This is a genomic window from Vreelandella neptunia, from assembly GCF_034479615.1.
Classification (GTDB): Bacteria; Pseudomonadota; Gammaproteobacteria; order Pseudomonadales; family Halomonadaceae; genus Vreelandella; species Vreelandella neptunia.
Window position 1 is genome coordinate 3,069,306 of record NZ_CP140255.1, and the last position, 22,113, is coordinate 3,091,418.

General features: G+C 52.3%; 20 protein-coding genes. 4 read left to right on the forward strand and 16 right to left on the reverse strand.

The annotated features are described in order from the left end of the window. Positions 1–9 precede the first annotated feature (9 nt). The 8 genes from SR894_RS14345 to SR894_RS14380 form a co-directional block, all read right to left on the reverse strand. Positions 10–861: a sugar phosphate isomerase/epimerase family protein gene (locus SR894_RS14345; protein ID WP_133730008.1), complete on the reverse strand. Its 852-nt coding sequence runs from the start codon at positions 859–861 to the stop codon at positions 10–12. Between the two features lie 9 nt (positions 862–870). Continuing rightward, positions 871–1,752 (reverse strand): NAD(P)-dependent oxidoreductase, encoded by an 882-nt coding sequence (locus SR894_RS14350; RefSeq protein ID WP_208862627.1) that lies wholly within the window; start codon positions 1,750–1,752, stop codon positions 871–873. A 7-nt stretch (positions 1,753–1,759) separates the two neighbouring features. After that, positions 1,760–3,019 (reverse strand): TRAP transporter large permease, encoded by a 1,260-nt coding sequence (locus SR894_RS14355; protein ID WP_223288597.1) that lies wholly within the window; start codon positions 3,017–3,019, stop codon positions 1,760–1,762. Further along, positions 3,016–3,579 carry a TRAP transporter small permease gene (locus tag SR894_RS14360; RefSeq protein ID WP_133730005.1) on the reverse strand — a complete coding sequence of 188 codons (564 nt, stop codon included), beginning with the start codon at positions 3,577–3,579 and terminating at the stop codon, positions 3,016–3,018. Before SR894_RS14360 ends, SR894_RS14355 begins: the two co-directional genes overlap by 4 nt. Positions 3,580–3,593: 14 nt before the next feature. Beyond that, entirely contained in the window at positions 3,594–4,574 is a 981-nt protein-coding gene (locus tag SR894_RS14365; protein ID WP_133730004.1) for a TRAP transporter substrate-binding protein, read from the reverse strand. A gap of 89 nt (positions 4,575–4,663) precedes the next feature. Further along, positions 4,664–5,659, reverse strand: a complete 996-nt coding sequence (locus SR894_RS14370) for a transketolase family protein (protein ID WP_133730003.1) — start codon at positions 5,657–5,659, stop codon at positions 4,664–4,666. Between the two features lie 12 nt (positions 5,660–5,671). Then, complete coding sequence (locus tag SR894_RS14375) at positions 5,672–6,532, reverse strand: transketolase (RefSeq protein ID WP_133730002.1); 861 nt, start codon at positions 6,530–6,532, stop codon at positions 5,672–5,674. A 537-nt stretch (positions 6,533–7,069) separates the two neighbouring features. Continuing rightward, complete coding sequence (locus SR894_RS14380; RefSeq protein WP_223288598.1) at positions 7,070–8,092, reverse strand: LacI family DNA-binding transcriptional regulator; 1,023 nt, start codon at positions 8,090–8,092, stop codon at positions 7,070–7,072. A gap of 263 nt (positions 8,093–8,355) precedes the next feature. Here SR894_RS14380 and SR894_RS14385 point away from each other — a divergent pair, with 263 nt between their 5' ends. From SR894_RS14385 to SR894_RS14400, 4 genes are read left to right on the forward strand one after another with little or no spacing between them, the layout of a single operon-like run. Beyond that, a complete protein-coding gene (locus SR894_RS14385) occupies positions 8,356–9,354 on the forward strand; it encodes a tripartite tricarboxylate transporter substrate binding protein (protein ID WP_246638192.1) in 999 nt (332 codons plus the stop codon). A 30-nt stretch (positions 9,355–9,384) separates the two neighbouring features. After that, on the forward strand, positions 9,385–9,858 hold the full coding sequence (locus tag SR894_RS14390) for a tripartite tricarboxylate transporter TctB family protein (protein WP_244286465.1): 474 nt from the start codon (positions 9,385–9,387) through the stop codon (positions 9,856–9,858). Positions 9,859–9,862: 4 nt separating this feature from the next. Continuing rightward, on the forward strand, positions 9,863–11,389 hold the full coding sequence (locus tag SR894_RS14395; protein WP_133729998.1) for a tripartite tricarboxylate transporter permease: 1,527 nt from the start codon (positions 9,863–9,865) through the stop codon (positions 11,387–11,389). Further along, positions 11,386–12,174: an HpcH/HpaI aldolase family protein gene (locus SR894_RS14400; protein ID WP_133729997.1), complete on the forward strand. Its 789-nt coding sequence runs from the start codon at positions 11,386–11,388 to the stop codon at positions 12,172–12,174. The genes SR894_RS14395 and SR894_RS14400 overlap by 4 nt, the downstream gene beginning before the upstream one ends. Before the next feature lie 104 nt (positions 12,175–12,278). Here SR894_RS14400 and SR894_RS14405 read toward each other — a convergent pair whose 3' ends face one another. From SR894_RS14405 to SR894_RS14440, 8 genes are all read right to left on the reverse strand, one after another. Then, entirely contained in the window at positions 12,279–13,184 is a 906-nt protein-coding gene (locus SR894_RS14405; protein ID WP_166650314.1) for a ribokinase, read from the reverse strand. Positions 13,185–13,316: 132 nt separating this feature from the next. After that, the gene (locus SR894_RS14410) at positions 13,317–14,273 is read right to left on the reverse strand and encodes a D-ribose ABC transporter substrate-binding protein (protein ID WP_133729995.1); all 957 of its coding nucleotides are present in this window, start codon (positions 14,271–14,273) and stop codon (positions 13,317–13,319) included. A gap of 78 nt (positions 14,274–14,351) precedes the next feature. Continuing rightward, positions 14,352–15,449: an ABC transporter permease gene (locus SR894_RS14415; RefSeq protein WP_244286464.1), complete on the reverse strand. Its 1,098-nt coding sequence runs from the start codon at positions 15,447–15,449 to the stop codon at positions 14,352–14,354. Between the two features lie 25 nt (positions 15,450–15,474). Then, positions 15,475–17,016, reverse strand: coding sequence for a sugar ABC transporter ATP-binding protein (locus tag SR894_RS14420; RefSeq protein WP_133729993.1), 1,542 nt, complete (start codon positions 17,014–17,016; stop codon positions 15,475–15,477). Between the two features lie 9 nt (positions 17,017–17,025). Further along, positions 17,026–17,670, reverse strand: a complete 645-nt coding sequence (locus tag SR894_RS14425) for a DUF2291 family protein (protein ID WP_244286463.1) — start codon at positions 17,668–17,670, stop codon at positions 17,026–17,028. A gap of 80 nt (positions 17,671–17,750) precedes the next feature. Beyond that, positions 17,751–18,857 carry an MDR/zinc-dependent alcohol dehydrogenase-like family protein gene (locus SR894_RS14430; protein ID WP_133729991.1) on the reverse strand — a complete coding sequence of 369 codons (1,107 nt, stop codon included), beginning with the start codon at positions 18,855–18,857 and terminating at the stop codon, positions 17,751–17,753. 419 nt (positions 18,858–19,276) lie between these two features. Next, positions 19,277–20,224: a sugar-binding transcriptional regulator gene (locus tag SR894_RS14435; protein WP_244286462.1), complete on the reverse strand. Its 948-nt coding sequence runs from the start codon at positions 20,222–20,224 to the stop codon at positions 19,277–19,279. Positions 20,225–20,295: 71 nt separating this feature from the next. Further along, positions 20,296–22,026 (reverse strand): dihydroxyacetone kinase family protein, encoded by a 1,731-nt coding sequence (locus tag SR894_RS14440; RefSeq protein WP_133729989.1) that lies wholly within the window; start codon positions 22,024–22,026, stop codon positions 20,296–20,298. Positions 22,027–22,113: the final 87 nt, after the last annotated feature.

The window sequence follows — 22,113 nt, forward strand, 5'->3', positions numbered from 1 at the left end:
GTTTTCCTTTTATTGGTTTGTAGTAAGTTGTTTGTGGAGTGATGACAGCTCCATAAGAGAGCAGGAAATGCGCGACTCGATGACATCGAGTGGCAGAGGTTGCTCATCACGCCAAGGTTGGGCATTGGCATCGCGATGCAGGCGGAATGGAAGCTCGAGTGAAAACGGCTTATTCTGGCGAAGGAGCTCCAACGCCAGCGCAGTGTCATTCACATCTCCTGCTCCCAATGGGACGAAATCGATGCCGCCCTCACGGCGCGCACAGGGTTTAAGATGAAAATGATCGGCAATATTCATTGCCGCACGTGCATCTTCAAGCGGTTCTCGGGTTGGGCGGTGGGCTAACAGGTTGCCGATATCGTAATTAATACCGAAGGCCTGGGAGTCCAGTCGCTCAAGCAAGCGCGGCGCGTCACTGGCGTGGTCGAGTAAATTGGGAACACCATTACCGGGATTCTCAAGCAGAATGCGCAGACCATAATTTTCAGCAATCGCAGCCAGGGTATCGGCCTGTGCAAAGAAAGTTTCTGCGCGCTCGCGCGTAGCGGCGTTAGTAATTACGCAGGAGGCCCCTAAAGACGAAGCAAAACGACAGCGTGCTTCAAGCCTGGCGGCTGCGTTTTCAATGCCCAAATCAATATGGCCGGAAAAATAGCGGCACTGCTGACCATGGCGCTGCATTTCACTTTTTAGCTCGCCAGCGAAAGCCTCAGTAAAGTCACTGTCAGTAAAGGCCTCCACATAGCCATCGATAAAGGCAAACTCCACGTTCCTTACGCCACATTGCGCTAGCGATGGCAAAATCACATCGAACCCATAGCCGTCGTAAGCCGCGGTGCTGACAGATATAAAACTGGGCATTGTGTCCCCTTAGGCAGTTCCGTTGAGTAATCGATAAGTGCGAATCAGTTGGCTGTCATCTAACTTGCCTTCTCCTCGCTCAGCGCTGGATATAAATAGCTGACGCGCGGTTTCAGCCAATGGCGTAAACGCCTTGGAGGCCTTGGCTGAGTCGCAGACAATGCCCATGTCTTTGCAGAAGATATCGATCACACTGGTAATATCACTGGGCTCGGCGATCATCCGAGGGCCACGATCATTCAGCATCCAGCTGGAAGCTGATGAGCCCTGTAAAAGCGTTAGTATTGTTGAGGCATCAATACCGCTCTTCTCTGCCAGTGCCAACGCTTCTGCAGCGGCGGCAATGTGCACACCGCATAGCAGTTGATTAACCGCCTTCATCGACGCGCCCTGCCCCGGCCGTTCCCCAGCTTCAAATACAACTTTGCTCAACACTTCAAATGCTTGACGGCATTTCGACAAAGCGTCTTGGGTGCCCGCTGCCATAATCGTGAGTTCACCCGCCTCGGCGCCTACCACCCCGCCTGACACCGGGGCATCGATGAAGTGAAGGTCAGGCCTAATCGCCGTGACTTCTTGTGAGATAGCCGCCGCATCGTCCGGAGCAATGGTCGACATTTGGACAACACAAGCACCTTGTCCAAGCGCTTCAAGACTGTTGGTACCAAACATCACAGAACGCACCTGATCAGCATTCACCACCATGATAAAAAGTGCTTCGCAATGAGCCAGATATCGAGACTTTTCATCGAGTGAAACCCTCCTGTCGTTAAAGGCTGTCTCCGTTTGTTCAACGACATCCATGCCCATCACCTGAAAACCACCTTCTTTCAACTGGATTGCCATAGGCCATCCCATGGCACCCAGCCCTGCAAATGCGATAGTTTGCATAACCACCTCAGTAAATAATCAGAGCTGGCACGTAGGACACCAGCAGCAACACGACAATGGCCACCAAATAGAAAGGCCCCAGCTCCTTTACCACGGCGCCAATACGTTCACGGGCAATAGCAGAAGAGACAAACAGAGTGGTACCGATGGGGGGCGTGAACAGACCAATGCTGAGGTTCACGCACATGATGATGCCAAGCTGCACCAGATCTAGCCCAATCGCGTTGGCGATGGAGACCAGCGTTGGCCCTAACAGCAAGATGGCAGCGGGCAAATCGAGGAACATGCCGATAAACAGCATCAGCAAGTTGATCGCCAAAATGATCAAAATAGGGTGTTTTAGATACTCGACAGCCCATTGAGCGACGGCCTGCGGGACACCGCCTGACGTCAGAATATAAGCAATGATGTTGGCCGCCGCGATGATGAGCATCACAATGCCAGTGGTAATCACTGTGTTTGTCAGCGCACTCATGACGCGTTCAGCCGTCAGATCCCGATAAATAACCGAACTGACCACCAGCGCATAGGCAACGGCAATGACACTTACCTCAGTGGGTGTGGCAATCCCCGCACGCAGTAGCACAACGATAAATACCGGCATCAACAACGCTGGCAAAGCGGTGAACAGCGTGTTTCTTATTTCAGCGCCAGTGTACTTGAGCGTAAGACGTGGGAACCCGCGTCGTCTGCCAATGAGATTGCAGGCCAGCATCATGCCCCCCGCAAGCATTAACGCTGGAATTACAGCGGCAATAAACAGTGATGCAATAGAGGTGTTAGAGACAGTAGCAAACAAAATGAGCGGGATAGAAGGCGGCATCAAGCCAGCAATCACAGAGGAGGCGGAGGTAACGGCAGCACCGAAAGCGCCAGGATAACCCTCTCTCTTTTGCCAAGGGATAAGCATGGAACCCAGTGCGGACGCTTCTGCTACCGAAGACCCCGAGACCCCTCCAAATACAGTGGAGCCCACCACGGTGACCTGGCCGAGCCCGCCGTGATATTTACCCACTAACATGGAGGCTAAACCCACTAACTTCTGTCCTAGTTTGCCAGACATCATCAGCCCACCAGAAAGTATAAAGAAGGGTATCGCCAGCAGCGGGAAACTTTGTGTGGGCTGAAAAATCTTCATAACCGCCATACTGGATGGCATAGGGCCAAAAACGGATAGCGCCGCCCAACCGCTTATAACCAACGAGTAACCAACAGGCATCGCCATTAATAGAAACAGGACAAAGCCAATGAGCATCTGGGCCGTCATACCCCATCCTCCCCGTGCGAGACTTGCGGTTCTGAGAAGCGATCTCCGCCCCCCAGCACCATCGCGATATTAATGAGTGAAACAACCGCTAGACCCATAAAGCCGACCACGACCGACCAATAAGCCCAGGACATACCGATACGGGTGATTGGTAATCGCTGGGTGCCTGCAATTTCGACAACATCTAGCCCGTTAACGGCCATAAAGCTAAAAGCGATCATTGCTATTAAATTGACGGCCAATACAACTAACTTCTTGGGTAGTCTCGGCAGCTTTTCGACTACCAGCTCAACGCCAATGTGCTCGTTCCTTGCTGCAGCGGCGACGATAGCGCACATGGTTAACCAGGGAAAAACCAAGTTGGGAACTTCTGCGACCCAGCCCAAGTTGGTAGAAAACACATAGCGAACCACCACACCCAGTAATAGCGACACGAAGATAGTCACAACGGCGACGATGGACACCCATTTGAAGATGTGATAAATCACACGCTTTGAGCTCACTAACAGTGAAGTGGGCGCGCCCACTTCACTGCTGCGGCTCTCTGTTGAGAGCGTCATGAAAAGACCCTCCTTTATTGCGACTCACGCTGAGCCGCATTGACGACCATATCAACCAGCTCTGGGTACTCTTCTGCCCACTGGTCATAAACGGATGAGGTGGCTTCGATGAACGGCTCAGGATTAACTTGGTTAAAAGCGACGCCGGCCTCTTCCATCGCGCTTCTCAGCGTATCATCGGCCTCAAGTGATGCTTGACGATTAAATTCACCCGCCTCAATGGCCGCTTGCTGAATCACTTCTTGGTGTTCTGGTGAAAGCGAATCCCACACCATCTTGCTCATAAGCAGCGGGGTTGACTCATACTTGTGGCCGGTTAAGGAAATATAATCCTGTACTTCGTGAAGCTTGGATGAGTAAATATTCATTAACGGATTTTCCTGACCGTCAACGACCCCTTGTTCAAGAGCAATATAGAGCTCAGAGAAATTCATTGGGGTTGGGTTTGCGCCCAGCGCCTCAAAGATATCAACCGTCATCTCATCGGGAGGGGTTCGAATCTTAAGGCCTTCCAAGTCATCAGGGGTCTCAATAGGGCGAACATTATTGCTGACATGACGAATGCCGTTATCCCACAGCGCCAGTAGCACGAGCCCCTTCTCTTCAGAAAGCCTTTTCAGTTCATCACCAACTTCGCCATCCATAACCTTCCAAGCACTGGGAAGAGAGTTAAACAGAAACGGTAACCCCAGAACCGAGAACTGGGGTACTACGCTGGATGTTGCACCCTGGCTATTGGTGCTAAAAGCCAAGGTTCCCATTCTCATCTGGGTAATGGCTTCCATGTCGTCGCCATATTGAGCATTGCCACCAACATCGACTATTAATTCCCCATTCGTTCCTTCTTCGACGAGCTCTGCGAAGAGTTCTGAAGCATCCCACTTGGGGTTACCTTCCGCCGCATTGTGGGCGAGTTGCAGGGTTTGCTGAGCGGCGGCATTACCACTAATGAAAAAGGCGCTGGCAATGACAGAAGCAAGGACTGTTTTTTTCATGACGTTTCTCTCTATTAAAATCTTTGTTGTTAGAAATAGCGGTTATTAAACGAAGCTGGAGTCTTAGTTTTTTGATTTAGTTAGTATCTTCAGGCAACGGGCTGCTTTAACGTTTTGATCACCTCCTTGGTTGAAATGCCGTAACGATCATGCAACGTGGGTAAAGCACCGGCATCCAGAAATTCATCTGGAAGCCCGATCTGACTGAATTTGACGGATATCCCCTCTTTCATCAGCAGCGATGCAATGCTTTCGCCCAGACCACCAATGATTGAGTGGTTTTCGGCCACGAAGACGGGACGTTCAGGATAGCGACGAACCTCCTCCAGAATGGTATCGGTATCTAGCGGCTTGATCGTAGCGCAGTGCAAAACGCCCACGTTGGTGCCTGTCTCTCTCAGCTCATCGGCGGCCTCGATTGCGCGCATCGTCATGAGCCCAGAAGAGATGATCAGGGCATCCTCTCCATCCAGCAGACGCTTCGCTTTGCCGATCTCGAATTGATAGCCTTCAAAGCGATCTAGCACGCGAGGCACCTTGCCACGCAGTAGGCGCAGGTAAACTGGGCCATCAAAATCCACCATCGCCTGAACTGACTGTTCGATATCGACAGCATCACAGGGGTCAATAATGGTTAGATTCGGCATGCCACGGAAGATAGCGATATCTTCGGTAGCCTGGTGGCTCGGGCCATAGCCCGTGGTAAGCCCGGGAAGTGCGCTGACAATCTTGACGTTGAGTTTCTCTTCGGCAATCGCTAGGCAAATAAAGTCGTAAGCACGGCGTGAGGCGAAAACGCTATAGGTCGTCACGAAAGGTATAAAGCCTTCGCGTGCCATACCCGCACCGGCCATCATGAGTAGCTGCTCAGCCATGCCCATCTGGTAGTAGCGATCCGGGCAGGCCTGGGCGAAGATGTGTAGGTCGGTATATTTGCCTAGATCTGCTGTCATGCCAACAATCTTGGGGTTTTTCTTAGCAGCCTCTACCAGCGCATGACCAAAGGGCGCGGAAGTCGTTGGTTGGTCTGCGCCGGCAATGGACGCAATCATCGCCGAGGTTTTTAGCTTCTTCTTGGCGCTCATTTCATATCCTCCTTACTGGACACCGTAAACTTCATCGAGCTGTTTGAGCGCCACACTCCACTCATTCTCATCGACACGAATAAAGTGGTTTTTGTCACGTTCTTCGAGGAAAGGCACACCGCGGCCCATCAGCGTGTCGCAGATAATCACCCGGGGCTTGTTAGCATCACTTGCTAGCGCACTGTCGAAGGCTTCGACTAGCGCTTCAAGATCATTGCCATCAACACGGTAGGTTTCCCACCCAAACGCAACCCACTTATCAGCGATCGGCTCGTAGTTGAGCACGGTGGACGATTTGTCATCGGCTTGCTGATCGTTGACATCAACAATGGCAATCAGGTTGTCCAGCTTCCAGTGGGCTGCGGAGGCGACAGCTTCCCAGGTCGAGCCTTCATTTAGCTCACCGTCCGAAAGCAGGTTAAAAATACGTGAAGCACTCTCTTTACGCTTGAGACCTAGCGCCATGCCCACACCAATACCAAGACCATGACCTAGAGAGCCACCGGTGATTTCCATGCCCGGCGTGTAACCGGCCATACCTGACATTGGCAGAATGCTGTCGTCGCTGCCGTAGTCCTCGATCTCCTCGTCGCTGATAACACCAGCCTCGATCAAAGCGGCGTACAAGGCGATGGCGTAATGCCCGATAGAGAGCAAGAAACGATCCCGCCCTTCCCAGTCAGGGTTCTTGGGATCCAGCTTCATGGCACGGAAGTAAGACACTGCCAAAACGTCGGCAATCCCGAGCGCTTGACCAACATACCCCTGCCCTTGCACCTCACCCATCCGCAGGGCATGGCGGCGAATTTTGTAAGCTCGCTGCCGAAGCACCTCAACAACATCAGCCCTCGACGCGGTAGCTGTTTGACTCATTCAAGTCACCTCCAAATGGTTGACCATTTGAAGATAGAGATAATTGCGACGGCTTGAAACGAAACTTTAGTCTAAACAATAACGGAATCACGTGTTAAACATCAGTAAAATCGCTCAAAACCAATGCTCATAAATAAGAAATAGTGTTTAAAAACAATAAGATTAATTTTATTAAAAAATCATAGCTGCCCAGTGAAAAAACCACAATAACTGAACTTTAATACCTGATAAAAAAATGAAATCACCTTAACCCCGTAAATGGTCAACCATTTTGAAATATTTTAAAAATAGCTGGATAGATCTTCACGACAGCACCAGCACTGACGTATCGAATGCTGCTGCTAAGAGGATTCCATACCGGGTAGACCAAACAATGATGCCGACACCTACGTTCTTGTACGGTCAAAGTGACGTCCTAGCGCTGATAACGTAGATAGGATGGGTAGCTCAGGCTCGGAACGATAGGCGTCCATTTAAGGACGTTGGGTTACCATCACCGCTATGCTCGCCATAGCGGAGGTCAGGTAAGTGCAAAGCTCATGCTGCCGGCCCGGTACTCGCCCGCACCACCAGCTCGGGCGGCACCACCTTCCTAACCGGCGGATATTGCTCCCCCGCCATACGAGAAAGCAGCAACTCACTGGCACACTGGCCAATTAGGTCAGTGCGTACCCGCACACTGGTCAATGCTGGTGCCGAGTAGGCGGCCGCAGCCATATCATCGAAACCGGTGACAGAAATATCCACACCTGGGCGCACCCCATGCCGGTAGCACGCCGCCAGCACACCAAAGGCGATAATGTCCGAAAAACACATAATTGCGGTCGGTGGTTCCGGCATCGTAAGCAGCCGCTCTAGCATGGCGTCACCGAATTCCAGTGTCGTTGGCCCGTGATGAACCGAGTCACGTGTAACAGGCAAACCGGCAGCATCCATCTGCTGCCGGAAGGAGCATTCTCGATCACGGGCAGTGGACGTATCACCGCCACCACCCAACCAAGCAAAGCGCCTATGCCCTGCTTCATATAAGTGTTCGAATAAAAGACGGATGCCTAGCACATCGTCGTTGATGACTCGATCGAACCCCGTATCAGCGACATCCCGGGAAATTAGTACCAGTGGAAAATCCTGTAGATGCCTTACCTGCGGTCCATCAAGATCTTCTCGGCTGGTACCAGCGACAGGCACTAAAATCAGCCCCGCGGCACCATGCTCGGCCATCTGACGAATGAAGCGCGCCTGGATCGATGGTGTTTCATGGGCATGGCAGAACAGCATCATGCGGTCCGCCTCGCGGAAGCGCGCTTCCATGTGGCCAAGAAATTCGGTGAAAAAAGGGTTGCTCAGATCATTAAGGCATACCGCCACAGTGCCGCTATCGCCTCTCCGCAACCCCGCCGCATGCCGGTTATAGACGTAACCCATCTCCTTCGCAGCCTGTTGTATACGCTCCCGCGTCGCTTGGGAAATTCGAAGAGCATTACGCAGGGCTAATGATACTGCGGAAACGGTGACGCCTACCTGATCGGCGATAGTTTTAAGTGTCGGACGACTTGCCATATAAAAATCTCAACTCCCATGATTTATAGGCGACGGAACGCGATCTAGTACGCCAGCCTCCTTTTGGAATTATGAGCAACATACTCTCATAGCGGCTTTTTTAGTGATATCGCAAGCCTCGTAAACACGGAATTCCAATTCTATAACGACCAAAGTTGTATTTATTCAATCGATTGAACTAGGTAAAAAATGACAATGAAGGCATCCCAACAACTATCAAAAAACGCCGTCAATATCCCTCGCCACTGTCAGGAGCACACAGCATGACAAGCACAAACTCGACAACAATAATGACTATCTCACTGGCCCTATGGGCCTCGTTAGCGGCCACTTCCGCCTCAGCCGATAACACTGAAACTTGTCACTGGCAGCCCGAACGAGCCGTTACCTTCATCGTTCCCTGGGGTACCGGGGGCGGCACCGACGCCAATGCACGTCGGTTGGCCAGCCTGCTCGAGGAACAAATGGGCGTGCCCTTCAACGTCGTCAACCGCACCGGTGGTAACGGCGTTGTAGGCCATACCTCACTCGCGCGTGGCAGACCTGACGGCTATACCATTGGTGCCGCCACGGTCGAGATCGACACCATGCACTGGCTCGGCCTAACGCCGCTGACTTACCAGGACATCACGCCCATTGCATTGATTAACCGCAGCTCCCCTGGGGTAGTGGTACAAAATAATTCGCCCTACGAAACACTTGAGGCCCTACTCGACGAAGCACGCCAGAACCCCGGAGAATTGACCGCTTCGGGCACCGCCCAGGGCGGCATCTGGCATCTCGCCCTAGCCGGTATGCTCAAGGCCGAAGGGTTAGCTCCCGATGCCATTCGCTGGATCCCTAGCCAAGGCGCGGGGCCTGCACTCAAGGAGTTGATGGCGGGGGGCGTTGATGTCGCGACGCCTTCGCTCTCTGAGGCCCGCAACCTGATCGAACAGGGGGAGCTAAAGGCGCTGGGCTACATGAGCGATACTCCGATGGAACAGATGCCTGAAGTTCCCTTGACAGCTGACACACTGGAGAGTGGTTGGACACTGAGTGCCTTTGTGACGGTCAGCGGCCCTGACGGTCTACCGGACGAGATCGCCTGTGCCTACGAGCAAGCAATCGAGACAGCTATCAACAGTGAAGCTTGGGCCGAGTTCAAGCGCAGCAGTGGCACTCAAGTGGTGTTCGAGAATCGCCACGAAACCGCTCAACTCCTCGCTGAGGCTGATCGTCAATTGGGCGAAGTGGTCGAAGCGATCGGTCTCGCGAAGTAAGCGAGGCCGATTGATAAGCAGGAGGTGTTCATGTACTGCAATGATCGCTTATCGGGGAGCCTACTGGTTCTCTTCGGCGGACTGGTGCTCTGGCGCGCCTCAACCTTTCCGTCCCTGGCCGGGCTGGAGTACGGCCCCGGCTTGTTTCCCTCTATCGCGGCGATTGGCCTGATAGTTTGCGGAGCGCTAATCGGCTTTGGATCGCGGGGGCGGCGGAAGGCGCCGAGCACTTTGACGATGCCGCCTCGACAAAAAGGCTGGCGGATGGCGGCACGCCCCCTGGCCCTGCTGATCGTGATACTCGGCTATGGCCTATTGCTCGACCCTCTGGGCTTTCATATTGCTTCCTTCATGGCAGTCTCCGCCACAGCCTTGATCTTCGGGATGCGTGCTGGGGGTTCAGTGCTGCTAGCGCTACCCCTGATGATCGGCGTGCATCTGCTGTTCTATTCACTGCTGCGCGTCCCGCTCCCCTGGGGCCTGCTGGCACCAATGGCATGGTGACGCTATGAGCGCCTCGACCCTCGCTGCCCTATTCAGTCCCGCGTCCCTAGCGGTCATCGCCGCCTGTACGCTCTATGGTACTTTCATCGGCGCCATGCCGGGCCTAACCGCTACTATGGCGGTGGCCCTTCTGGTGCCCTTTACCTACTTCATGGATCCGTTGATCGCCATCAGCGCCATTGTCGCCACGACTACCACAGCGATTTTCGCTGGCGACGTACCCGGCACCTTGATGCGTATCCCCGGCACGCCCGCCTCCGCGGCCTACGTCGAGGACGCTTACCGCCTGTCACGCGCAGGACGCTCCCGCTCGACGCTGATGGTGTCATTGTTCGCTGCCTGCATTGGAGGCCTGGTGGGTGTCGCCCTTCTAGCGCTCATTGCCCCTCAGTTGGCCCGTGTTGCAGTGCAGTTTTCCAGCTTCGAAACCTTCTGGCTGGCCTGCCTAGGACTGAGTTGCGCGGTACTAACTAGCAACGGTAGCGTCGCGAAGAGTTTTTCCAGCCTCTTCCTTGGCTTATTTATCGCCACTATCGGCATCGATGTTGCCGTCGGCCATCCACGTTTCACCTTCGGCAATTACGAACTGTTCGATGGCATTAGCTTTATTCCCGCCATCATCGGCCTGTTTGCGCTCAGCGAGATCCTGCGCAGTGCACAGACAGGACATCGCGATCAACCTGCCAATGCAGCACAAGAGTCGTTTTCCAAAGCGCTGCATGAGGCAGCGCTCGTACTGCGTCGCTTCAAGCGCAACATCGCCCGCTCCAGCGTACTTGGCACCTTGATCGGCGCGCTGCCCGGCGCCGGGGCAGATATCGCTGCTTGGATCTGTTATGCGATTTCACGGCGCTTCTCGCGCCATCCCGAACGCTACGGCACGGGGTACATTGAGGGCGTAACCGACGGTGGCTCCGCCAACAATGCAGCTATCGGCGGTGCCTGGACACCAGCGTTGGTGTTCGGCATCCCCGGCGATAGCGTCACGGCTATTGCCATCGGCATCCTGCTACTCAACGGGATGTCACCTGGGCCGCAGATATTTACCGAGTCGCCGGAACTGGTACATACCCTTTACGGCGCCTTCGCGCTGAGCAATCTCGCGATGATCCCTGCTGGCCTGTTGGTGATCATGGCTTCCAGTCAGGTGGTACGTATCCCGCGTCGGGTACTCATGCCCTGTGTACTACTGTTCTCGTTGGTGGGAGCTTACGCCATTACCAATTCGGTCATTGCTATCTGGACAGTGCTGGCGCTGGGTGCTCTGGGATACGCCATGGAGGCCAATGGCTTTCCGCTGGCCCCCGCCATACTGGGTATCGTTCTCGGCACAATCGTCGAGGAAAACTTCATGACATCGATGATGAAGGCCCAAGGCGACTTGCTGGCCTTCTTCGATCGCCCCTGGGCGGCAGCGCTAGGCACACTCACCCTGCTGCTCTGGGCGTTACTGCTGACTCGCGGTATCTATGAGAGTGTTCAGCGTCGTCACTACCCCAGCCCTTCTTCGGAAACGGAAACCTATCCATGAACCATCGCAACCGTACAAAACTTGCCCTTAAGCAGGGTCGAGCCATTAGCGCCCTGTGGCTGGAAAGCGCCAGCCCAGAGCTAGCCGAAATTGCCGTTTGGGCAGGCTGGAAAACCATTCTGATCGACAACGAGCACGGTGTCTCCAGCCTCGAACATACCGCCCACCTAGTTCGCGCCATAGAAGCAGCAGGTGGTGAAGCGGTTTTACGCATTCCCGCCAACGACCCCACCTACCTGAAGAAGATCCTGGATATGGGGGTACACTCGATCATGGTGCCGATGGTCAATAGCGCTGCACAGGCTCAAGCTATCGTCGATGCCTGCCGCTACCCTCCTCATGGACAGCGTGGCTATGCGGCTCCTATCGTACGCGCCTCAGGCTACGGCGCTTTCAGTGATTACGCCAGTCAAGCCAACGATGACCTGCTGTTGATCACCCAGATCGAGCATACTGAAGGGGCAGATAACGTCGAGGCGATCGCCGAGGTTGATGGCATAGACATGCTGTTCATCGGCCCCAACGACCTGGCGGGCTCTATGGGCTTGCTCGAACGTCTCGAGGCACCCGAGGTACGCCGTCTGATTGAAGACCTTGAGCGCCGCATCGCCAATAGCGGGCGCTGGATGGGCACCATCACCGGACCCGGTCGCGATGTCACCACTCTGACCAATAGTGGCTACCGATTCGTGGCAGGGCCCAACGACATAGCACTGCTTGCCAACACCCTACGCCACGAGGCGGCGCAATGGCGTGAGCAATCGGCTGATTTCGGAGGATCCTGATTCCGATATGGTTCTTAGAGGCCGGGGCGTCACTGCCGCCGGCCTTCTGAAGACGCTAAGATAAAGTGACTAAGATAATGCTTAAAACAAACCGCTGCCGCACTCTATAGCGCTTCTTGTTGACACATCAATCTATCAACCTCTTCCGCCATCGGAATACTACTGGCAGCACCGTGTTTTTGAACCGCCAGGGCAGCAGCTGCTGTTGCTCTTTGCAAGCACTGAGAAGGTTCTAGGCCAGCTTGCCTAGAGGCAAGGAAGTAACCCACAAAGGTATCGCCTGCGGCCGTTGTATCGATGGCCTTTACCTTTAAAGCCGCTTGAAAAAGAGTCTCACTGCTGCGCTGATACCAAGCCCCCTCGCTACCTAGGGTAAGAACCACCTCGACATCGCCAAGCGATTCTTTACAACGCCTTAGCAAATCTGCGGCGCTCGATTCTACCGGCATCTCTAATAAAGCGGCGGCCTCTGTACGGTTAAAAAAAAGCAGTTCACATTGATCTAGAGGAAGTGATGATACCTTCGAAGTCATTGGTGCAGGGTTAAATATCACCTTGCAACCGTGGCTCACTGCTAATGGAATAAGCTGATCAAGCCCGTTACATTCGTTTTGAATAAGTATTGTGTCGCCAGGCGCGGTTTGCGCAATAAGCGCCTTCATTTTCTCCTGCGTAAAACCATGATTGGCGCCAGAGAACAAAAGAATAGCGTTTTCACCCAGTGCGTCAATTTGAATGATGGCATGCCCACTTGGCTCTGGGGTCAATTCGATATCTTTCACACCCACACCCGCAGACTCAAGCTCACTGGTCACCCAGGCATCTATCGATGAAACTCTCCCCCAGTGACTCACCATGCCTTTGGCACGCGCTATTGCCAGTGACTGATTGACGCCTTTCCCACCTAATCCAATATTATAATCACCGCTTTCCAAGGTTTCGCCAGGGCGAACAAAATAGGGTACACGGTAAGTATAATCGATATTAATGGAACCAAAATTAAAGATCATTGACACACCCTCTTATTCAAAAAGCCAGCCAGCTTTAAAGCTGGCTGGCCTCTAGGTAAGGTTCTCTAACACTTACTCTTCTAATGCATTCTCTTCTAAAACCTACTCTTACAAACCTTATTCTTCCAAAACTTATTCTTCCAAAACAAAGGGAGAGGTATAGTTATCTACATTATCTGGCGTGATAAGGATACAGTCATAAAGTTGCTTTTCACTATCCAACCCCGTTTCTCCAGTATTGATGTAATGATCAGCGATTTTCACGGCATCTTCTGCAAATACGGCTACCGGCTGTAGCACGGTGTAGGCCAACTCACCCGAGCGAACCGCATCAACCGCATCGGGTGAACCGTCAAACCCACCGACCAATACATCGTCTAGCCGCCCCTCTTGTTTCAGAGCGACAATAGCGCCTAAGGCCATTTCGTCATTACCGCTAATGACGCCTCGAATATCAGGATGAGAACGGAGCATGCTCTGCATTTTATTGCGCCCTTCCGTCCGATCCCAATTAGCGATGTCAGACGCAGCGAGGGTAAGGTCAGGGTACTGGCTAAGCACCGTCTCATAGCCATTGGATCTTGTCGCAGCATTGTTATCAGAAGGAGGCCCCTTTAACTCTATATAGGATCCCTCTCCATCTAGTTGCATTGCCCACTCTTGCGCGCCTAACGCGGCTCCCTGTGCATTATTGGAAACCAGTTGTGCCTTGGCTAATCCCTGCTGGTTAATCTCAGCGTTAATAATAAATACCGGGATTCCCGCCTCGATTGCTCTTCGCACCGCGCCAATGGAACCGTCCGCATTAGCGGGGTCGAGAATGATTGCTTTAGCCCCATTGGTAATTGCCGTGTCAACCTGATTGCTTTCCGTGTTGGTATCACCCACATGGGAACTTACATTTGCTTCATAGCCCAACTCTTCTGCTGTGCGCTCAGCAATTGTTCCTTCTGTTTGCCAATAGGGGTTTGACATATCATTGACAATAATTGAGATCAGCCCTTTGTCCTGAGCAACTATAGAGCTACTAAAGAGCATCGAGACGCTAGCGAGAGCTGTAAAAAGCACTTTTTTACTTTTTGGAAGCATGATTATTACCTCATAGTTATGATTGTTGGTCTTTGAATAGGTAGACCTGAGCAGGCCACACTTCTAAGCAATGCTACGTTAAGTAGCGCTTGCTCTAGAACCTTCACGCTTAATTTCTGCCGTTTTCTCGGGTTGTTGCGAGGACTTTCTTTTAGCACTGTATTGGACATTATTTAACATGACCGCGAAGACAATCACGCTACCCGTGAAGACCATTTGCCAATAAGCAGACACACCGATGATGACCAGACCGTCGGCTAGAAAGCCAATTACAAATGCGCCCAATAAAGTATTTCGAACCGTGCCACGCCCCCCCATCAGTGAGGCGCCGCCGATAACGACAGCAGCAATCGCTGTTAGCTCATAGGTGGTACCTGCCGTAGGCCCAGCAGAGGTCAACTGTGAGGCAAGCACGATCCCAGCCATGGCTGCGCACACGCCGGAAATAATGTAGACGGAGAGCTTAACGCGATTGACGGGCACCCCGGAAAGCTCTGCAGCACGCGCATTGCCACCGGTAGAGTAAATCCACCGACCAAAAGGCGTACGACTGAGCGCCAACATGCAAATAACCGCAGCACAAAAGAGAATCAAAACACCTACAGGAATACCGAATAGTTTATTAAACCCAAGCCATTCAAACCCAGTATTACCTAATGCAGGGTCACCACTTAAACTATTGAACGTTAATCCATCGGTTAACAGCAGTGCGGCTCCACGCGCGACATACAACATGCCCAGCGTGGCCACGAAAGCAGGCACTTTGAAGTAGGCCACTAATACGCCATTGATAGCCCCCACCAGGCCGCCCAGTAAGCAGGTAAGTACCACGACGACCCACACTGAAGGAAAGAAAGCCAAATCAAGCGCTTCAATCTCTACTCCTTCTAACAACATACCCGCGAACACTCCGCAAAGTGCCAGCGTAGAGCCAACCGATAAATCGATACCGCCGGTCAGAATGACAAACAGCATGCCGATGCCTAGCAAGCCAAAAACAGCCACATGCGAAGACATGGTTAAAAAATTACCCGTTGAAAAATAAACAGGCGAGAGCATGGAAAAGACAATAATGATCACGATTAATGCAAAAAAAGCCCTACCTTCCAGCAAAATTTTGACGATATCGATACTGCCTTTTTCAACTTGTAACGCGTTATTGTTGTGATGAGACATAGTCATTACCTATCCGATTGAATAATCATGCAGCCACTGATTCGCCCGAAGCAGCCATAATTTCATCTTTCGTTACCCCCGGTTTGAATTCAGCGGAGATCCGTCCTTTACTCATCACCAGCACTCTGTGTGGAATACTCAAGCACTCGCTCACTTCAGATGTTGTAAAGACAACCGCCAACCCCCGCCGAGCCCCTTGGCTCAATAACTTGAACACTTCGGCCTTGGCGCCCACGTCGATACCACGGCTTGGCTCATCAAGTATGATGACGTCTGGATGGGTAGCCAACATCTTACCGATCACCACTTTTTGCTGGTTACCGCCAGACAGTGAACCAATGGCAGCCTCCCCGCCATCTGTTTTAATATGCACCTTATCGATAGCTGAATTAATCATTTCTGCTTCCAAGCTGGAAGAAGTAAGCCCCTTGCGAGTAAACGCATGGATACTGGCTAGCGACAGATTTCTACCGACTGACAGGGTGGGTACTAACCCATCACGCTGGCGATCCTCAGGCACTAACACCAACCCTCTCTCGATTCGCTGTGCAATGTTGTAATGCGATACGTCAGTTGAGTTGAGCAAGATATCTCCACTGGACTGCCGGGTTCGTCCTGCCACACATTCCAATAACTCAGTTCTTCCAGCGCCCATTAGTCCATAAATACAAACAATCTCGCCGGCGCGCACATCAAGAGAAAGATCCTCAACAACATAGCGACCTGCCACTTTATCGTCGCTTATGTAAAGGTTCTGGATAGAGAGCGCGGTGGAGCCCTGCTCATACCCTGTGGGCGGTGAGCCAAGATCGAAACTCTCTCCTACCATATGCCTAACGATCCACTGCAGGTCGATATCACTACGAGGGGCGTAAGCAGTCATGGCCCCATCGCGGAGAACAACGGCATGATCGGTAATCTGCAGCGCCTCCTCCAAATGGTGAGAAATATAAACAATCGACACACCCTTGTTTTTGAGATCCTGGACGACTTTGAATAACGTCTCGACTTCCGTGGCACTCAATGCGGAAGTCGGTTCATCCATAATCAAAATGCGAGAGTTCTTGGACAGCGCTCTCGCGATTTCAACGATTTGTTGCTGCCCCACTCGCAGATCTTCAACCAGGGTGAGAGGGTGGATCGGTTCATCCAGCTCCTCCATTAACAATTCAGCCTGACGTGCCTCTTCTTTATAGTCGACGCTGCCCCTTCCTTTAGTCAGCTCACGCCCCATAAAAATGTTGTCACGCACATTCAGGTTAGGGGCCAAGCTCAACTCCTGATGAATAATGGTAATCCCCAGCGCTTCAGCCTCCGACGGCGAAGAAAAGCTGACGCTCTCTCCTTCCAATACAATCTCCCCAGCCGTCTGAGCAATGACGCCAGACAAAATTTTCATCAGCGTAGATTTACCTGCTCCATTTTCGCCGAAGAGCGTTGTCACCTGCCCTCGATATATATCGAAGTTCACTTCTTTGAGGGCTTGCACGGCACCGAAACGCTTTTCGATATTGCGTGCAGAAAGAATCACCGGAGCCGCTTCCACTGTTGATGTATCGATACTCATAGCCGCCCCTCACTCAATGATCGCTATACTCACCGGCGTAATTAGCCAGTTTTTGGGATTTATCATGGTAAAAGAGCCGACTACTTCTAACGTTTTTCCGGTTAACTCTTGCCCGGAAATATCCGCAAGCACTTGACGCTTCATTTCATCATTGAGCGCTGCGCCGACATCTTGGTACTCAATCTGATTGGTAAAGTCGCCAAATTGAATATTGCCGGTTGTATCTCTCAGCGTAGTGCCATTAATGGCTGGGCCTGTTTGCACACGAATGACGATATCTGAAGGCACATCGGCAACCTCTAGGGTGTAAACGCCCCCCCGGCTTTCTACAGCAATTCCAGATAAAGAGACCGGCACAATATGGCCAATGCCGGCAGCGACGCCGTATTTCTCGCCTGCCGCTCCGGCATCCTGGAGAACCTCTGGCGCCAATACCGATGCGTTTACGGCGTTATTCTCTACATACGCTTGGATTTCTGGAAATGTTTCCTGAGCAAATTGCTGTGGTGAAAACCCCGCCGCACTCTCAAGTTCAGAAAGACTAATGACTTTAGTATCAAGCGCCATGAGTGCAACCAGCGCTAAAGCAAAAGCAGCTGCCACATAGGCCCTTATACGCTTATCACCGGGCACCGAATTTAATGTCGCCGACATAATCACTCCGGTTATCATTGTAGTTATAAATAAGTTATAAATAAGTTATAAATAAGTTATAAATAAGAAACTTACACTACCTACTTCCCGCCAGGTATAAGCACAACCTTTAAGGCGTTAGGGTCATTGCGCATTAGATCTAGTCCTTGATGGAATTCGGCTAACGGCAGCTTATGGGTCACCACATGATCCGTTGGGAAATCACCGTTTCCGATGCCTTCGATCACAAGTGGGTAACAATAAGGGCCTAGATGCGCACCCAGTATATCCAGCTCTTTACGATCGCTGATAATGCTCCAATCAACAGTCACTGGCTCTTTGAATACGCTGAACTCGACGAACCGGCCAAGTTTACGGATCATATAAAGCCCCTGCTCTACCGACTGCACCGCGCCGGTGGCCTCAATATAAATATCGCAACCATAGCCTTCCGTTATGCCTTTCACGTAGTCAACAACATCGACTTCAGCAGGATTCAGGACAATGTCGGCTCCAAACTGTTTGGCAAGCTCTAAGCGCTTATTATTGAGATCCAGTACAACCAGCTTGGAAGGCCCGGACTTTTTGATCGCACCGATCATTCCTAGCCCTAAGGTGCCCGCACCGGAGAGGACAACCACATCTCCCAGTTCAATCTGCGCACGCTTAACGGCATGTAACGAACAAGCATAGGGTTCAACAAGAACCGCTTTCTCCATCGGAATCTCATCTGGCAACTTGTGGTTAATGGCTTCTTTAGGAAAGACCATGTATTCGGCCATACCGCCATTTACGTTGTGCTGAAATCCATACACGTCGTGCTTTTCGCACATCCAGTACTGCCCACGGTTACAGAAACGGCACTCCCAGCAAGGCACGATTTGCTCAGAAATAACGCGATCACCGATCTCAAGGTTTTTAACGCCCTCTCCTAAAGCCATCACATGACCAATAAACTCATGGCCTGGAATCATCGGCGCCTTGATATAAGCAGGCTGAGTATCATCTCCCCAAAAGCTGGGGGCGCCTTCATATGCTTTGAGATCGCCTGCGCAGATTCCGCACGCTTCAACCTTTATCAGTACTTCCCCTTCTCCCACCTTCGGCACGCCCACCTCTTCAAGACGATAATCACCAGGCGCGTAAGCTACGACGGCTTGCATGGTCAGTGGCAGTTCGGTGTGATTGTTGTTATCGGCGTTATGCATTACTCACTCCTAATATATCTTGTATTGCCTGGCTAGCGGCGCACGCTTTACAAAAGATCTCGTTGTGTACATATGAATTAACTGCTTTAAGCATAGCTGAGTCAATCCATAATGGAATTTTCTAATCTTATACTTTAGACCAATAGATTAATTAATTGTTTTATATATTTAAATTCTAAAAATGGAAATTATTTATTATTTCAGCCATGCGAAAGCATCCCTCAAAGCCATGCTATATGATCCATCATCGTACAAATGTACAAATGCCTGCCAAATATCACTGACATTGGAGCAAAAGGAAGGAGGAAACTAGGCATGCCAAAGAGGTCACATGCCTAAGGAAAGCCAATAAATGCAACAGATGAAATTGGGCTGGCCTAAGCGCAAGATGCAGAGAAACCCTAGATTTTGAATATAAATTAAGCGCGCACCTCACCCTTAGTCGCTTCATCGAGACGCAGAATAGTGTGAGCGTTAGTGACACTAGTCGCCAAGGTATCGATAACCCCAGTACGCAGCGCCCCCAGTATCCCGACCGCTTTAGTATTTTCACTGGCGATAGCAATAACGTCTGGAATACGCGTGAGATCCTGTATATTAAGCCCCACCACACGCCCCTGCATCTGCGTTGCGGAAGGCTTCCCATGGATATCGATAAAGTCATAGCCCATCATATCGCCCACAGTTCCAGAGAGCCGTGCCTCAGCAATCTCCTGGGCGGAAAACCACCCCATCCGCACCATATTACTGTCTTCACTTACATCACCCACACCAATCAAAGCGGTATCCGCGCGTCGAGCCCGGTCTAGCGTCTGGCGCACGGTGGAGTTTTCATACAATGCATCCCTAAGTTCGCCACTCTGTACCAGTGCAGGGGCATAAAGCGTCTCACTGTCACCGCCAAACCTGCTCGCCAAACGTCGACAAATATGGTCAGGATTCATATGCTCGCCTGCACGCAGAGAGCCACCAATTGCGCACACAAATGAAACCTTTAACGACTCCGCCAGGAAAACGTTATCCGCCACGGCGGCCACGTTACGCCCCATGCCAACGGCTACAATCTGACCATCGGTCAAACTACGCGACAGATGATCTGCCACTAGACTAGCGACTGACGAGCGCTGCACATCCGGGTCGGCATTATCCAGAGCAATCAACGCTCGCCTCAGGCCAAAGCGCCGTTTGAGCTCCTGCTCAATCTCAACACTCACAGCGGGATGCAGGCGCACTCGAACATCGACAATTCCTTCTGCCTGGGCACGCTTGAGCAGCCGCCCTATTCGCACACGCGAATGCCCGAGCCTATTGGCGATCGCTTCCTGCGTTTCCCCCTGCACATAGTAGAGCGTTGAAATCTCTGTCATTAAGTCTATATCTGCAGCGTCTTGACCATTCATCCTCGGCATCCAGGGGTTGTTGAAGGGCATGTATCATGTCAGTTTGCTTGACACTTTTTCAACACAGGAATCAGCGCTTGAATAATCAGCGCCAATGAAACCGAACCGGCATCCGGTGTACCCACGCTTTTTTCAGCCAATGGGCGCGCACGGCCAACGCGGGGTATTAATTGCCTGGTAGCCTCAGCCGCCTCACTCGCTATGCGTGCAGCGGATTCCCAGCAAGCCAAAGCTTCCTGACCTTGCTCAGCCTCCCACGCCAGGGCATCGGCAAAAGGCACCAGCACATCGACAAGCGTTTTATCGCCCAACTCAGCCTTACCAAATGCCATCACTTGCTGACGGGCATTGACCACGCCAGCGGCAAGGCGCTGCCCTGATAACGGCTTCTCATTGCCAAGCGACTCCCCCATCGCTTTTAAGATCACCCGCCAGATAGCACCAGAGGTCCCGCCCGCTTCGTCTGACCAGCGCTTCCCAGCCCACTGCAGCACTGTCTCCGCGCCCGCGCCGCCATTAAGCGCCTCTTTGGCCGCTTCAAGCGCAGCCCTGCTACCCCGCTGCATACCAATACCGTGATCACCATCCCCAGCCACAGCATCAATCTGGCCCAGCATCTCGCAGTTTTCATTGACCGTATTGGCGAGCACTTCGAGCGCCTCAACGACGCCGCACGCTAATTTTCGCGAGGCATCGCTAGCCTCGGGAATCTCATCCTGCGTCACCACCTCTACTTCGGCAGGATCCAGCGCCTGCGCTGGCGTCACGCTGCCTTTTCGATAGCCCGGCGCATCCGCAGCGGCGGTCCACAGCGGCTCCATGTCTTTATCAAGCCAGAACAACGTCAGCGAAACCCCGGCCATATCAAGACTGGTCACCAGCTCGCCCACATCGGGCTCCACAATGATTAACCCAGCGTCCTGCAGCAACTCGTCAACCTTGCGATAAATAACGAACAGCTCTTCATACTTAACGGTACCCAAGCCATTGAGTATCGGTGCCACCCGAGCTCCTTGGAGTCTGATACCGTCAGGAACTTCTTCCAATAATCGGCCAACGAGAATTTCTGCCAAGCCATCTGCGGTAGGAATATCCGTCTCACTAATACCCGGTTCACCGTGAATCCCCAGGCCTATGGCCATCCTGCCTTCGGGCACATGAAAGAGCGAATCGGCTGCGCCCGGTAACGTGCATCCCTCAAACGCCACTCCAAAAGAGCGCGTGCAGCGATTTGCCTCCTTCGCCACTTGAACCACTTCTTCCAGTGATAGCCCCTTTTCTGCGGCAGCGGCGGCGGCCTTGAAAACGGTTAGATCACCGGCGATGCCCCGGCGCTTATCAATCTCCGCCAAGGGGGCACTGGCGACATCATCTGTGACCAGCACGATTTCACAGGGAATACCGTCCGCGATCAAACGCTCGCGCGCTTCACCAAAATGCAGCACGTCCCCCGCATAATTGCCAAAAGAGAGCAGCACACCACCGCCGTTGTTGGCGGCTTTGGCGACGGAATAAACTTGCTGTGCAGAAGGCGAGCAAAACAGATTTCCCATGACCGCCCCATGGGCCAACCCTTGCCCGACCAATCCCGCAAAGGTGGGATAATGGCCACTACCACCGCCAACCACGACCGCAACACTACCTGGCTGGCTGCGCGTACTGCGTACGACACCTCCCGGCACAGCCATCAGCTTATCGCGATGAGCAGCTACTAAACCTAAACGAGCTTCTTCAGGGAAATCACTTGGATCATTAAATAGGCGTGTCATTATTATATCCTCTGGAGTGAGGCCAAACTGCGTTATCACAGCTTGCATGCTGTTGTTATTAATCAGCGTCGACGAATATGAGCAATC

Bases quoted from the DNA above. Each gene is read 5' to 3' on its own strand.
- SR894_RS14345 (WP_133730008.1), bottom strand. From the start codon at position 861: ATGCCCAGTTTTATATCTGTCAGCACCGCGGCTTACGACGGCTATGGG.
- SR894_RS14350 (WP_208862627.1), bottom strand. From the start codon at position 1,752: ATGCAAACTATCGCATTTGCAGGGCTGGGTGCCATGGGATGGCCTATG.
- SR894_RS14355 (WP_223288597.1), bottom strand. From the start codon at position 3,019: ATGACGGCCCAGATGCTCATTGGCTTTGTCCTGTTTCTATTAATGGCG.
- SR894_RS14360 (WP_133730005.1), bottom strand. From the start codon at position 3,579: ATGACGCTCTCAACAGAGAGCCGCAGCAGTGAAGTGGGCGCGCCCACT.
- SR894_RS14365 (WP_133730004.1), bottom strand. From the start codon at position 4,574: ATGAAAAAAACAGTCCTTGCTTCTGTCATTGCCAGCGCCTTTTTCATT.
- SR894_RS14370 (WP_133730003.1), bottom strand. From the start codon at position 5,659: ATGAGCGCCAAGAAGAAGCTAAAAACCTCGGCGATGATTGCGTCCATT.
- SR894_RS14375 (WP_133730002.1), bottom strand. From the start codon at position 6,532: ATGAGTCAAACAGCTACCGCGTCGAGGGCTGATGTTGTTGAGGTGCTT.
- SR894_RS14380 (WP_223288598.1), bottom strand. From the start codon at position 8,092: ATGGCAAGTCGTCCGACACTTAAAACTATCGCCGATCAGGTAGGCGTC.
- SR894_RS14385 (WP_246638192.1), top strand. From the start codon at position 8,356: ATGACAAGCACAAACTCGACAACAATAATGACTATCTCACTGGCCCTA.
- SR894_RS14390 (WP_244286465.1), top strand. From the start codon at position 9,385: ATGTACTGCAATGATCGCTTATCGGGGAGCCTACTGGTTCTCTTCGGC.
- SR894_RS14395 (WP_133729998.1), top strand. From the start codon at position 9,863: ATGAGCGCCTCGACCCTCGCTGCCCTATTCAGTCCCGCGTCCCTAGCG.
- SR894_RS14400 (WP_133729997.1), top strand. From the start codon at position 11,386: ATGAACCATCGCAACCGTACAAAACTTGCCCTTAAGCAGGGTCGAGCC.
- SR894_RS14405 (WP_166650314.1), bottom strand. From the start codon at position 13,184: ATGATCTTTAATTTTGGTTCCATTAATATCGATTATACTTACCGTGTA.
- SR894_RS14410 (WP_133729995.1), bottom strand. From the start codon at position 14,273: ATGCTTCCAAAAAGTAAAAAAGTGCTTTTTACAGCTCTCGCTAGCGTC.
- SR894_RS14415 (WP_244286464.1), bottom strand. From the start codon at position 15,449: ATGTCTCATCACAACAATAACGCGTTACAAGTTGAAAAAGGCAGTATC.
- SR894_RS14420 (WP_133729993.1), bottom strand. From the start codon at position 17,016: ATGAGTATCGATACATCAACAGTGGAAGCGGCTCCGGTGATTCTTTCT.
- SR894_RS14425 (WP_244286463.1), bottom strand. From the start codon at position 17,670: ATGTCGGCGACATTAAATTCGGTGCCCGGTGATAAGCGTATAAGGGCC.
- SR894_RS14430 (WP_133729991.1), bottom strand. From the start codon at position 18,857: ATGCATAACGCCGATAACAACAATCACACCGAACTGCCACTGACCATG.
- SR894_RS14435 (WP_244286462.1), bottom strand. From the start codon at position 20,224: ATGACAGAGATTTCAACGCTCTACTATGTGCAGGGGGAAACGCAGGAA.
- SR894_RS14440 (WP_133729989.1), bottom strand. From the start codon at position 22,026: ATGACACGCCTATTTAATGATCCAAGTGATTTCCCTGAAGAAGCTCGT.